Source organism: Rhizobium sp. R711 (genome assembly GCF_002211365.1).
Classification (GTDB): Bacteria; Pseudomonadota; Alphaproteobacteria; order Rhizobiales; family Rhizobiaceae; genus Rhizobium.
This window is the reverse complement of sequence record NZ_LOKZ01000003.1, coordinates 113,879-126,079: the sequence shown is the minus strand read 5'-3', so window position 1 is coordinate 126,079 and position 12,201 is coordinate 113,879. Positions and strand designations below refer to the sequence as shown.

Sequence of the window (12,201 nt, the reverse complement as noted above, 5' to 3'; positions counted from 1 at the left end):
TCTCTTGTGAAAACGTTGTAGCGTCGGACGCTAGAAAGGAAAGAGGGCGGAAGCATGGAAGAATAGGGCAGCTCACGAACTGCTGAACATGCCTCTCAAACTGATTCAGAAACAAGCTCCATGCGGCTGATATCTAAAGGTAAAGGAAGATCAAAGTCACCTATGGGAGACATCCTGACTCTACGGATGGCAGCGCAAGACCTAGCGCTTCGCGGATGGCTCTGTTCTTGCCGAAGCAGTGGCGTGCATCATCTACCGAAGGGCACCCACCGCCAATCGAACAGGAACTCACGCATGAGACGTTTCCGCCGCACGCTTCGCATTTTCGCGACATCTATCCTTTTTGTAGGCCTGACAGGCGCTTCCCATTCTGCCAGCTTCGACTGCGAGGCCAAAGAGTTGAAGCCGGACGAAAAGGTGATCTGCGAGAACCGCGCGCTGAACGATGCCGATGTGAAGATGGTAACGACGTTCGACCTGCTGTCCGGGCTGATGGCGATGGGTTCGCGCGGCACCTTGCAAGACGAACAAACGGCTTGGCTCAAGAAGCGCCAGGAATGCGGCTCAGATGCCGCCTGCATCAAGGCCGCCTATGACGAGCGCTTGAAACAGCTGGATGAAACCTACAAAAAAATAAACCGGCCGCTTTAGCGACCGGTCCATTTCACATTCGTTTTTGATCTGAGACTTAGCGGTTGCCGAGATCCCGGACGGCGCCGCGGTCGGCGCTGGTTGCGAAGGCGGCGTAAGCCTTCAACGCGGTCGTGACATTGCGCTTGCGTTGCTCGGACGGATGCCAGCCCTTCTCCTCTTGCTCGGCGCGACGGTTTGCCAGTTCCTTGTCGTCGACGCGCAGGCTGATGACGCGGTTCGGGATGTCGATGTCGATCATGTCGCCCTCACGGACCAGGCCGATCGTGCCGCCGTTTGCCGCTTCCGGTGAAACGTGACCGATGGAGAGGCCGGAGGTGCCGCCGGAGAAGCGACCGTCCGTGATCAGCGCGCAGGCTTTGCCGAGGCCCTTCGACTTCAGGTAGCTCGTCGGATAGAGCATTTCCTGCATGCCGGGCCCGCCCTTCGGGCCTTCGTAGCGAATGACGACAACATCGCCGGCAACAACCTGGTTCGAGAGGATGGCCTTCACTGCCGCGTCCTGGCTTTCATAAACCTTGGCCGGACCGGAGAACTTCAGGATGGATTCATCGACGCCTGCCGTCTTCACGATACAGCCATCGAGCGCGAGATTGCCCTTGAGGACAGCAAGACCGCCATCTTTCGAGAAGGGGTGCTCCACCGAGCGGATAACGCCCTTTTCGCGGTCCGTGTCGAGTTCGTCCCAACGCGCTTCCTGGCTGAAGGCAACCTGGGTCGGGATGCCGCCGGGAGCCGCCCGGTAGAAATTGCGGACGGTCTCGCTGTTGGTGCGGGTGATGTCCCAACGGTCGATTGCGTCGCCGAGGGTTTCGGCATGGACCGTCGGGCATTCCCGGTTGAGCAAACCGCCCTTGTCCAGTTCGCCCAGGATCGACATGATGCCGCCCGCCCGGTGAACGTCTTCCATGTGGACGTCGTTCTTTGCCGGCGCGACCTTGGAGAGGCAGGGAACGCGACGCGACAGCGCGTCGATGTCGGCCATTGTGAAATCGACCTCGCCTTCATGCGCCGCTGCAAGGATATGCAGAACGGTGTTCGTCGAGCCACCCATGGCGATATCGAGAGCCATGGCGTTCTCGAATGCCTGCTTGGAGGCAATCGTGCGGGGTAGAGCCTTGACGTCGTCCTGTTCGTAGTAGCGACGGGCGAGATCGACGATCAGGTGGCCAGCCTCGACGAACAGGCGCTTGCGGTCGGCATGCGTTGCGAGCGTCGAGCCGTTGCCAGGCAGCGACAGACCAAGCGCCTCCGTCAGGCAGTTCATGGAGTTGGCGGTGAACATGCCCGAGCACGAACCGCAGGTCGGACAGGCGGACCGTTCGATGACCTTGACGTCCTCGTCGCTGATCTTGTCGTCGGCGGCGGCAACCATCGCGTCGACGAGATCGAGCGCGTGTGTCTTGCCGTGCAGGACCACCTTTCCGGCTTCCATGGGGCCGCCGGAAACGAAGATCGTCGGAATGTTGAGGCGGAGCGACGCCATCAGCATACCGGGAGTGATCTTGTCGCAGTTGGAAATACAGACCATGGCGTCGGCACAGTGAGCGTTGACCATGTATTCGACGCTGTCGGCAATCAATTCGCGCGAGGGCAGCGAATAGAGCATACCGTCATGGCCCATGGCGATACCGTCGTCGACCGCGATCGTATTGAATTCCTTGGCAACGCCGCCGGCGGCTTCGATTTCGCGGGCAACGAGCTGGCCGAGGTCCTTGAGGTGGACGTGACCGGGCACGAACTGGGTGAAGGAGTTCACCACCGCAATAATCGGCTTGCCGAAATCCGAGTCCTTCATGCCCGTTGCGCGCCAAAGGCCGCGCGCACCCGCCATATTGCGGCCGTGAGTCGTGGTTCTCGAACGATAGGATGGCATTGGTGTATTCCTTGCGTGTCGGAAATTGTCGGCGATGCGGGGGCGCAATGATCTAAGCGACCGGGCTATCGCTGTTTTTTGGAATTGTCCTAATCCAAACGCTGTGGGCTGTCACTACCGCGAAAGCCGAAACCGGTACGCCTGGGCTCTTGGGTGCGTCGACCATATACGGTCGCAGCAGTGTTTTTGTTACAGACTATTCCATCAAACACCGTACACAAAAAGTTGGCTTTCCGCAGCCATGCCGGTGGGCATAAACAATGATCCAAAGACGTGTTTGATGCGTTGAAGGTTTATACCGAGCTCTGATGCTCAGGAGGTTTCCGATGCCAGCCTATCGTCCACCCAAGATCGCATCTTCAGAGATCACGCCGCAGCAGCTCTATCTCAGGCGTCGCGAGTTCCTCGGGGTCGCGACACTGGGCGCCATGGCGCTCTACGGAGCCAGCAAGGCCAGCGCCGCCGCACTGTCGGTCATCGACAGCAAATACACGGTCGGCGAGAAGGCCACGCCGTTGAAGGACGTGACGACCTACAACAATTTCTACGAATTCGGCCTGGACAAGGGCGACCCCGCCGCGCTCTCCGGCGACTTCAAGCCGCTGCCCTGGACGATCAAGGTCGACGGCATGGTCAACAAGCCCGGCACGTTCGATGTCGAAGCGCTGATGAAGGAATTCCCGATCGAGAGCCGCACCTACCGCATGCGCTGTGTCGAGGCGTGGTCGATGGTCATTCCGTGGGATGGTTTTCCGCTTGCCTCTCTCCTCAACAAGGTGGAGCCGCTTGGCAGCGCCAAGTACGTTGCCTTTGAAACGGTCGTGCGGCCAGACCAGATGCCTGGCCAGAAGGGCATCTTCCAATCACTCGACTGGCCTTATGTCGAAGGCCTTCGGCTCGATGAGGCGCGCCACCCATTAACGCTGCTTGCCGTTGGCCTCTATGGCGAAACTCTGCCGAACCAGAATGGTGCGCCGATCCGACTGGCCGTACCGTGGAAATATGGCTTCAAGGGTATCAAGTCGATCGTTCGGATCACGCTGACTGACAAGGAACCGAAAAACACCTGGCAAGTGACCAATCCGCAGGAATACGGGTTCTACGCTAACGTCAATCCGGAGGTCGATCACCCACGCTGGAGCCAGGCGACGGAGCGGCGTATCGGCGAAAGCGGCTTCTTTGGCGCCAGCCGCCATCCCACTCTGCCGTTCAACGGCTATGCCGACGAGGTGGCAGGCCTCTACAGCGGCATGGATCTCCGGAAGAACTTCTGATGGCGGCCCTCTCGTTCAGTCTCCCGAAGCGCTGGCAGTCGGCCTCCATCTGGGCTCTCTATACCGTGGGGCTGCTGCCCGCTGCTTGGACCTTTTATCTCGGCGCCACGGATCAGCTCGGCGCCGACCCGGTAAAGACCTTCGAGTTGTTCCTCGGCCTCTGGACGATCCGCTTCCTCATCCTGACGCTGGCCGTCTCCCCTGCCCGGGACCTTCTCGGCTGGAACTATCTTCGTTATCGCCGAGCGCTAGGGCTCCTGACCTTCTACTATGCCCTGATGCACTTCACGGTCTACATGGTGCTGGACCAGGCGCTCGACATTTCGATGGTCGTAAGCGACGTGCTGAAGCGGCCCTTCATCATGTTCGGTATGGCCGGCCTAGCTCTACTGGTACCGCTTGCTCTCACCTCGAACAACCTCTCGATCCGGCGGCTCGGACCGAATTGGGTGCGGCTGCACCGCCTCGTCTATATCGTCGCTGCTGCTGGCGCCGTACACTTTGCGCTATCGACGAAGGTCCTTGGCCTCGAGCAATCCGTCTATATCAGTCTGCTGATCCTCCTGATCCTCTACCGGTCCTACCGACCTATCGCGCGCAGCAGGAAGGCCAAGAATGGTTGCGGAAGACAGGGACAACAAACGGCCATTCGCCAGCGGGTTCCCGGCTGACCGAATTGTCATCGATAGCAAAATCCGCCACCGTGTGCCGATGGAAACACCCTGCCCAGTCTATCTCTACCGCGACCCGAATTTTTCAGCGTTAGGCGACACCTTCGCTGCAGCAGCACCGCTAGGGAGGTCGTTTCCGTCTATGGCGGTGATGGCCTTGTCGGCGAAGGCGGGCTCAGTAGGGCGTTCGGGCGAGCGACCGTCTTCAAGCAGGAAGGCACCGGGCAGTATTTCCTTGGCGTATGGGGGAGACGGAACACCGCACGCTTCAGAGCAGCGCTGCGAAGTGTCGGTGATATCGTTGTCATCGGGGAGCCGCCACCTGCCCGTCTGATCCATTTCAACAAGCGACGCGAACGGCCGAAGCGTGGCGAGCCAAAGGCTGATCCCTAAAACGAAAACAGCCGGGCTTTGCAGCCCGGCTGTTTTGCTTCCGGCGAGCCGGAAAGGATTAAGCGGCTTCAGCTGCAGCAGCTTCGGCTTCAACGCGAGCCTTGTCGGCTGCGCCCTTCGCATAGGTGTCGCGGTCAACGAATTCGATGACTGCGAGAGCAGCGTTGTCGCCCTGGCGGAAGCCTGCCTTCATGATACGCAGGTAGCCGCCGTTGCGGGTTGCGTAGCGCGAAGCGATCGTGTCGAACAGCTTCGAAACAACAGCAGCGTCGCGGATCTGCGAGATCGCCTGACGACGAGCGTGCAGGTCGCCGCGCTTGCCGAGCGTTACGAGCTTTTCAACGATCGGACGGATTTCCTTTGCCTTCGGCAGGGTGGTCACGATCTGCTCATGGGTAATGAGCGAAGCCGCCATGTTGGCAAACATTGCCTTGCGGTGGCTAGCGGTTCTATTCAGCTTGCGGCCGGCTTTACCGTGGCGCATGGCTATTCTCCTTCACATGCAGGCATCTTGCCCGCCGTTTGATGGTTAGTACTGGTCTTCGTAACGCTTGGCGAGATCTTCGATGTTCTCAGGCGGCCATGCCGGCACTTCCATACCGAGGTGCAGGCCCATGGAAGCGAGAACTTCCTTGATTTCGTTCAGCGACTTGCGACCAAAATTCGGTGTGCGGAGCATTTCTGCTTCGGTCTTCTGAATGAGGTCGCCGATGTAGACGATGTTGTCGTTCTTCAAGCAGTTTGCCGAGCGAACAGACAGTTCGAGTTCGTCCACCTTCTTGAGGAGCGCCGGGTTGAAAGCGAGTTCGGTAACCGCTTCCTCTTCGGTTTCCTTCTGCGGCTCGTCGAAGTTGACGAACACGCCAAGCTGATCCTGGAGGATGCGAGCCGCGAAAGCGACGGCATCTTCGCCGGAGATCGAACCATCGGTCTCGATCGTCATGTTCAGCTTGTCGTAGTCGAGAACCTGTCCTTCGCGGGTGTTTTCCACCTTGTAGGACACCTTCTTGACCGGCGAATAAAGGCTGTCGACCGGGATGAGACCAATCGGAGCATCTTCCGCACGATTGCGATCGGCCGGAACATAGCCCTTGCCGTTGTTGACGGTGAATTCCATACGGATTTCGGCGCCCTCGTCGAGCGTGCAGATGACATGGTCGGGGTTGAGGATTTCGATATCACCGACCGTCTGGATGTCGCCAGCCGTTACAACGCCCGGGCCCTGCTTGCGCACGACCATGCGCTTTGCGTCATCGCCATCCATCTTGATGGCGATTTCCTTGATGTTGAGGACGATGTCCGTGACGTCTTCGCGGACGCCCGGGATCGACGAGAATTCATGCAGCACACCATCGATCTGCACGGCCGTCACTGCGGCACCGCGCAGCGAGGACAATAGAACGCGGCGCAGCGCGTTGCCGAGGGTGAGGCCGAAACCGCGCTCCAGCGGCTCTGCTACGAGCGTCGCCTTGGTGCGCGAGCTCGAAGAGAACTCGACCTTGTTCGGCTTGATCAATTCCTGCCAGTTTTTCTGAATCATATTTTTGCCTTCCGTTCGTTGCCACCATCCAATCGTGACAACCGAGCTTGAGAAGCACCGGGAGCGAAGATCCGCCCACCGGTGTTGTGAATGGCGATGATCAGACGCGGCGCTTCTTGCGCGGGCGGCAACCATTGTGCGGGATCGGCGTCACGTCGCGGATGGACGTGATCATGAAACCAGCAGCCTGGAGGGCGCGCAGAGCGGATTCGCGACCCGAACCTGGACCGCAAACTTCGACTTCCAGCGACTTCATGCCATGTTCCTGGGCCTTCTTGGCGCAGTCTTCAGCAGCGATCTGAGCAGCGAAGGGGGTCGACTTGCGCGAGCCCTTGAAGCCCTTCGCGCCAGCAGACGACCAGGCAATCGCGTTGCCCTGAGCGTCGGTGATGGTGATCATCGTGTTGTTGAAGGTCGAATTGACGTGGGCAACACCCGACGAAATGTTCTTACGTTCGCGACGACGAACGCGGACGGCTTCCTTGGCCATTTAAATCCCTTTCTTGGATCTCTGCACCGCCGTAATGCCAGCGGCTACACCGGAACGAGACCTTACGGCCCTGCCCCAAACTCAAAAGAGGCCGGCGCAGACCGCCAGCCCCCTCACCTCCGGTTTCCCGGAAATTACTTCTTCTTACCAGCGATGGCCTTTGCCGGGCCCTTGCGGGTACGAGCATTGGTGTGCGTGCGCTGACCGCGAACCGGAAGGCCACGGCGGTGACGCAGGCCGCGGTAGCAGCCGAGGTCCATCAGACGCTTGATGTTCATCGAGGTTTCGCGACGCAGATCACCTTCGACCTGATAGTCACGGTCGATGGTTTCGCGGATCTGCAGAACCTCGGAGTCCGTCAGCTGATGGACGCGCTTGTCGGCCGGCAGGCCAACCTTTTCCATGATTTCCTGCGCGAATTTTGGACCGATCCCGTGGATATACGTCAGCGCGATTACAACGCGCTTTGCAGTCGGGATGTTGACGCCAGCGATACGTGCCACGCCTATTCTCCTTGCGTTCCAGTTGCCATCCGGCAAGTGGTGTCTCGTTACACGACCCAGAGAGGTCGCAATTACAATTCAGGTTCTCAACAAGTCAAAACGATCGAACCCGGAATTCCCTTGGGAAGTCCGCGCCGATCGCATGAGATATCGCGAGTTGGCGCGGTGTTTAGCGGAATCAGCGCTTAAAAGCAACCGCTTCCGCCAAGTTTATTTTCAAAGACTAAAGCTTCGAAAGTATCTTATCGATCTCGCCGGTGACGTGATCGATCTCAGCCATGCCGTCCACCGACTTCAGCTTGCCCTTGGCATAGTAGTAGCCGATCAACGGAGACGTTTCCTTGTAGTAGGCCTGCAGGCGCGTAACGACTGTTTCGCGATTGTCGTCGGGCCGACGCTTGAAGTGAGTCGAGCCGCAACGGTCACAGACACCTTCCTCCTTCGGCTTGACGTTCGTGTCGTGGTAGCCCGCGCCGCAGTTCGCGCAGGTGTAGCGACCGGAAACGCGGTCCGCGAGAACCTTGTCGTCAACCTGGATCTCGATCACGGTCGAGAGTTCCAGGCCCTTGCTCTTCAGCATGGCTTCCGTGGCGTCGGCCTGAACCAGCGTGCGTGGGAAACCGTCGAGAATGAAACCCTTGGCGCAATCTGGAGCATCCAGACGCTCGGAGACGATGGCATTGACGATCTCATCGGAGACAAGCTTGCCGGCGTCCATGACGGCCTTTGCCCGCTTGCCTACCTCCGTGCCAGCCGCAACAGCAGCACGGAGCATGTCACCCGTGGAGAGTTGCGGAATTCCGTACTTCTCCACGATCCGCTGAGCCTGGGTCCCCTTACCCGCGCCCGGCGGCCCTAACAGTATGAGTCTCATCGCCCCCTCTTTCCTCCGCGCAACTTCGATTTCTTGATCAGGCCTTCGTACTGCTGTGCGATCAGATGACCCTGAATCTGCGCCACCGTATCGAGAGTTACGCTAACCACGATCAAGAGAGAAGTGCCACCCAGGGACAACGGAATGCCCGTTTGCGACACAAGAATTTCCGGCAGGATGCACACGAAGACGAGGTAGATCGCGCCGATCACCGTAATGCGGGTCAACACGTAATCGATATATTCGGCGGTCCGCTCGCCCGGACGGATGCCCGGAATAAAGCCGCCATGCTTCTTCAGATTGTCGGCTGTGTCCTTCGGATTGAAGACGATCGCCGTGTAGAAGAAGGCGAAGAAGGCAATCAGCAGGCCGTACAGCAGCATGTAGAGCGGCTGGCCATGGCCAAGGGCTGCAATAACAGAGGTCGCCCATGCCGGCAACGCTGTCGTGTTCGCGAAGCCCGCGAGCGTCGCTGGCAGCAGCAGAAGCGAGGATGAGAAAATCGCAGGGATAACGCCCGAGGTATTGAGCTTCAGCGGTAGATGCGAGGTATCGCCCTGGAACATCCGATTGCCGACCTGACGCTTCGGATACTGGATCAGCAGGCGACGCTGCGCACGCTCAACGAAAACGATGATGGCGATGACAGCGATGGCGATGACGATAACCGCGAGAATCAGCGTCGTCGACAGAGCGCCCGTACGACCGAGTTCAAGCGTGCCGGCGAGCGCCTGCGGAAGGCCGGCGGCGATACCCGCGAAGATGATCAGCGAAATACCGTTGCCAATACCCCGCGAGGTGATCTGCTCGCCGAGCCACATCAGGAACATTGTGCCGCCGAGCAAGGTGACGACCGTCGAAATACGGAAGAATATGCCGGGATCGACAACAAGGCCGTTGCCGCTCTCAAGACCGACGGAAATGCCGTAGGCCTGAAGCGCACCGAGTAGCACCGTGCCATAGCGCGTGTACTGGTTGATGATCTTGCGGCCCTGCTCGCCTTCCTTCTTCAGGTTCTCGAGCGCCGGGACGACCGAGGTCATCAGCTGCACGATGATCGAAGCGGAAATGTAAGGCATGATGCCGAGCGCAAAGATTGCCATGCGCTGGACGGCGCCGCCCGAGAACATGTTGAAGAGGCCGAGAATGCCACCTGCCTGGCCGCGGAAGGCCTGCGCATAAGCTTCTGGATTAAGGCCTGGGAGCGGAATGTGGGTACCGAGCCGGTACACGAGGAGAGCTGCCAGTGTGAACCACAGGCGCTTCTTGAGATCCTCGGCTTTGGCGAAGGTCGAGAAATTGAGGTTGGAAGCCAACTGTTCCGCTGCAGACGCCATGCGATTCTCCGCGCTACCAATTTCGGGCACAAGCCAAGCGAGGTGCAGGACCCGGAATCAGCATTCTGAATTATTCAAAAGCGGGCTTCGGACGGATTGCGGGAGCAACCTATGCCTCACCCTTGTGTTCGTTCCTACCGTTTATGACGCACGTGCGTCCAGCCGGTTTTTGTGAGGCTCACATATGGGAGCAAAATCGCCCGGTGTGAAGCACCCCGGGCGACTTATCATAAGATTAATTATTCTGCAGCTGCGGCAGAAAGAAGCGTGACGGAACCGCCAGCCTTTTCGATCTTTTCGATCGCCGGCTTGGAAGCGCCAGCAACTTCGAACTTGACCTTTGCCTTCAGCTCGCCGTCGGCGAGAACGCGTACACCGTCCTTGACGCGGCGGATAACGCCGGCAGCCTTGAGAGCAGCTGCATCAACCGTGGACTTGGCGTCGAGCTTGCCAGCGTCGATCGCAGCCTGAACACGCTCAAGCGACACGACAACGAAGTCGGCCTTGAAGATGTTGTTGAAGCCGCGCTTCGGCAGACGACGGTAGATTGGCATCTGGCCGCCTTCGAAACCGTTGATAGCGACGCCGGAACGGGACTTCTGACCCTTCACACCGCGACCACCGGTCTTGCCCGAGCCCGAACCAATACCGCGGCCGAGGCGCTTGCGGCTATGGGTCGAACCTTCGTTGTCTTTGATTTCATTGAGTTTCATAGCGAATCTCCCGGCTTACTTCTCGTCGACGACGCGAACGAGATGCTGGACAGCACGGATCATGCCACGAACGGAAGGGGTGTCTTCCAGTGTGCGGCGACGGTGCATCTTGTTGAGTCCGAGGCCGATCAGCGTGCGCTGCTGGACGTCCGGACGGCGAATCGGGCTGCCGATCTGTTCGACAGTAATCGTCTTCGCTTCAGTCTTCTTGGTAGCCTTAGCCATCTGTCAGACTCCTCTTATTCTTCAGAGGCATTGCCAGAAGCGGCACGGCGAGCCTGGAGCGTTGCATACTTGATGCCGCGCTGAGCTGCGATGTCCTTCGGGTGAACCTGGTGCTTCAGAGCGTCGAAGGTAGCGCGAACCATGTTGTATGGGTTCGAGGAACCGGTCGACTTGGCGACAACGTCGTGAACGCCGAGCGTTTCGAAAACGGCGCGCATCGGACCACCGGCGATGATACCGGTACCGACCTTGGCCGAACGAAGCAAAACCTTGCCGGCGCCATGGCGGCCATGAACGTCGTGATGCAGCGTACGGCCGTCACGCAGCGGTACGAAGATCAGTTCGCGCTTGGCAGCTTCAGTCGCCTTGCGGATTGCTTCCGGCACTTCGCGTGCCTTGCCGTGACCGAAGCCAACGCGGCCCTTCTGGTCACCAACGACGACGAGAGCGGCGAAACCGAAACGGCGGCCACCCTTAACAACCTTAGCAACGCGGTTAATCGCAACCAGCTTGTCGACGAATTCGCTATCGCGCTCTTCACGGGCCTGGCGGTCTTCCCGCTGCGGCCTTCTTTCCTGTGCCATTGTCCTCTTCCTTTTTCTTTTCCGGGTGCAATCGGCAAACAAACGAGGACCGCATCGGCCTCCCTTTTTCGGGACGCCTGCGGTCCGGTGAGATCCGGCCGGTGCCTTTAGAGCCGCCGGCCGGAAACTTTATTAGAAGGACAGGCCGCCTTCGCGGGCTGCTTCTGCCAGGGCCTTGATGCGGCCATGGTAGATGAAGGCGCCACGGTCGAATACGACGTCCTTGACGCCTGCCTTCGAGGCGCGCTCAGCAACAAGCTTGCCTACGAGGGCAGCTGCTGCCGTGTCAGCACCGGTCTTCAGAGAACCGCGCAGATCCTTGTCGAGGGTCGAGGCAGACGCAAGCGTCTTACCAGCGACATCGTCAATGACCTGGGCATAGATGTTCTTCGACGAGCGATGAACCGACAGGCGCGGACGGCCGTTGGCCACCGACTTGAGGTGACGACGCACGCGGTTGGCGCGACGTGCAAGTGCTTCTTTCCTGCTAGCCATTTCGCGTGATCCTTACTTCTTCTTGCCTTCTTTGCGGACGATCCGCTCTTCGGCATACTTGACGCCCTTGCCCTTGTAAGGCTCAGGACCGCGGTATTCGCGGATTTCAGCGGCAACCTGGCCGACCTGCTGCTTGTTGATGCCGGTGACGACGATTTCCGTCGGCTTCGGCACAGCGATCGTGATGCCCTGCGGCGGCTCATAAACAACGTCATGGCTGAAGCCGAGTGCCAGCTGCAGGTTCTTGCCCTGAAGCGACGCACGGTAACCAACGCCGTTGATTTCGAGCTTGCGCTCAAAGCCGTCCTTAACGCCCTTGAAGATGTTCTCGATCATCGTGCGGGACATGCCCCACTTTGCACGAGCATCCTTCGTCTGGCTGAGCGGCGTCACGACGACCGCATTATTTTCGAGCTTCACACCGACTTCGTCGTTTGCGACGAAGAACAGCTCACCCTTCGGGCCCTTAGCGGTAACCTTCTGGCCATCGACCGTAGCCGTGATCCCAGCAGGCACCTGAACGGGCTTTTTACCGATACGAGACATTTTTCAATCCTGTCTGTTCGCTATGGAGA

The 12,201-nt window shown here is 59.1% G+C and carries 16 protein-coding genes; 3 read left to right on the top strand and 13 right to left on the bottom strand.

Annotated elements, in window-relative coordinates; genetic code table 11:
• Positions 1-294 precede the first annotated feature (294 nt).
• Positions 295-651: a hypothetical protein gene (locus tag ATY80_RS07365; RefSeq protein ID WP_088691799.1), complete on the top strand. Its 357-nt coding sequence runs from the start codon at positions 295-297 to the stop codon at positions 649-651.
• 37 nt (positions 652-688) lie between these two features.
• Here the strand turns inward: ATY80_RS07365 and ilvD are convergent, their stop codons facing one another.
• Complete coding sequence (gene ilvD, locus ATY80_RS07360) at positions 689-2,527, bottom strand: dihydroxy-acid dehydratase (RefSeq protein WP_088691798.1); 1,839 nt, start codon at positions 2,525-2,527, stop codon at positions 689-691.
• Positions 2,528-2,853: 326 nt separating this feature from the next.
• Between ilvD and msrP the strand changes: the two genes are divergently transcribed.
• Both msrP and msrQ read left to right on the top strand, forming a co-directional pair.
• Entirely contained in the window at positions 2,854-3,801 is a 948-nt protein-coding gene (msrP, locus tag ATY80_RS07355) for a protein-methionine-sulfoxide reductase catalytic subunit MsrP (protein ID WP_088691797.1), read from the top strand.
• Positions 3,801-4,472 (top strand): protein-methionine-sulfoxide reductase heme-binding subunit MsrQ, encoded by a 672-nt coding sequence (gene msrQ / locus ATY80_RS07350; protein WP_088691796.1) that lies wholly within the window; start codon positions 3,801-3,803, stop codon positions 4,470-4,472. The genes msrP and msrQ overlap by 1 nt, the downstream gene beginning before the upstream one ends.
• Positions 4,473-4,538: 66 nt before the next feature.
• Here msrQ and ATY80_RS07345 read toward each other — a convergent pair whose 3' ends face one another.
• From ATY80_RS07345 to rplF, 12 genes are all read right to left on the bottom strand, one after another.
• On the bottom strand, positions 4,539-4,958 hold the full coding sequence (locus tag ATY80_RS07345) for a hypothetical protein (protein ID WP_088691795.1): 420 nt from the start codon (positions 4,956-4,958) through the stop codon (positions 4,539-4,541).
• Entirely contained in the window at positions 4,924-5,349 is a 426-nt protein-coding gene (rplQ, locus tag ATY80_RS07340; RefSeq protein ID WP_007531696.1) for a 50S ribosomal protein L17, read from the bottom strand. Before rplQ ends, ATY80_RS07345 begins: the two co-directional genes overlap by 35 nt.
• A gap of 45 nt (positions 5,350-5,394) precedes the next feature.
• Positions 5,395-6,405 (bottom strand): DNA-directed RNA polymerase subunit alpha, encoded by a 1,011-nt coding sequence (locus ATY80_RS07335; RefSeq protein ID WP_088691794.1) that lies wholly within the window; start codon positions 6,403-6,405, stop codon positions 5,395-5,397.
• A 100-nt stretch (positions 6,406-6,505) separates the two neighbouring features.
• On the bottom strand, positions 6,506-6,895 hold the full coding sequence (rpsK, locus tag ATY80_RS07330; RefSeq protein ID WP_003547577.1) for a 30S ribosomal protein S11: 390 nt from the start codon (positions 6,893-6,895) through the stop codon (positions 6,506-6,508).
• A 134-nt stretch (positions 6,896-7,029) separates the two neighbouring features.
• Positions 7,030-7,398 (bottom strand): 30S ribosomal protein S13, encoded by a 369-nt coding sequence (rpsM, locus tag ATY80_RS07325; RefSeq protein WP_007531685.1) that lies wholly within the window; start codon positions 7,396-7,398, stop codon positions 7,030-7,032.
• 223 nt (positions 7,399-7,621) lie between these two features.
• Positions 7,622-8,272 (bottom strand): adenylate kinase, encoded by a 651-nt coding sequence (locus ATY80_RS07320; protein ID WP_088691793.1) that lies wholly within the window; start codon positions 8,270-8,272, stop codon positions 7,622-7,624.
• The gene (secY, locus tag ATY80_RS07315) at positions 8,269-9,609 is read right to left on the bottom strand and encodes a preprotein translocase subunit SecY (RefSeq protein WP_088691792.1); all 1,341 of its coding nucleotides are present in this window, start codon (positions 9,607-9,609) and stop codon (positions 8,269-8,271) included. The genes ATY80_RS07320 and secY overlap by 4 nt, the downstream gene beginning before the upstream one ends.
• A gap of 239 nt (positions 9,610-9,848) precedes the next feature.
• Positions 9,849-10,322, bottom strand: a complete 474-nt coding sequence (gene rplO, locus ATY80_RS07310; protein ID WP_007531682.1) for a 50S ribosomal protein L15 — start codon at positions 10,320-10,322, stop codon at positions 9,849-9,851.
• A 15-nt stretch (positions 10,323-10,337) separates the two neighbouring features.
• Positions 10,338-10,547 carry a 50S ribosomal protein L30 gene (rpmD, locus tag ATY80_RS07305; protein ID WP_088691791.1) on the bottom strand — a complete coding sequence of 70 codons (210 nt, stop codon included), beginning with the start codon at positions 10,545-10,547 and terminating at the stop codon, positions 10,338-10,340.
• Between the two features lie 14 nt (positions 10,548-10,561).
• A complete protein-coding gene (gene rpsE, locus ATY80_RS07300) occupies positions 10,562-11,131 on the bottom strand; it encodes a 30S ribosomal protein S5 (protein ID WP_007531680.1) in 570 nt (189 codons plus the stop codon).
• 132 nt (positions 11,132-11,263) lie between these two features.
• Positions 11,264-11,626 carry a 50S ribosomal protein L18 gene (rplR, locus tag ATY80_RS07295; protein WP_018857106.1) on the bottom strand — a complete coding sequence of 121 codons (363 nt, stop codon included), beginning with the start codon at positions 11,624-11,626 and terminating at the stop codon, positions 11,264-11,266.
• 12 nt (positions 11,627-11,638) lie between these two features.
• The gene (gene rplF / locus ATY80_RS07290; protein ID WP_088691790.1) at positions 11,639-12,172 is read right to left on the bottom strand and encodes a 50S ribosomal protein L6; all 534 of its coding nucleotides are present in this window, start codon (positions 12,170-12,172) and stop codon (positions 11,639-11,641) included.
• Between the last annotated feature and the right edge of the window lie 29 nt (positions 12,173-12,201).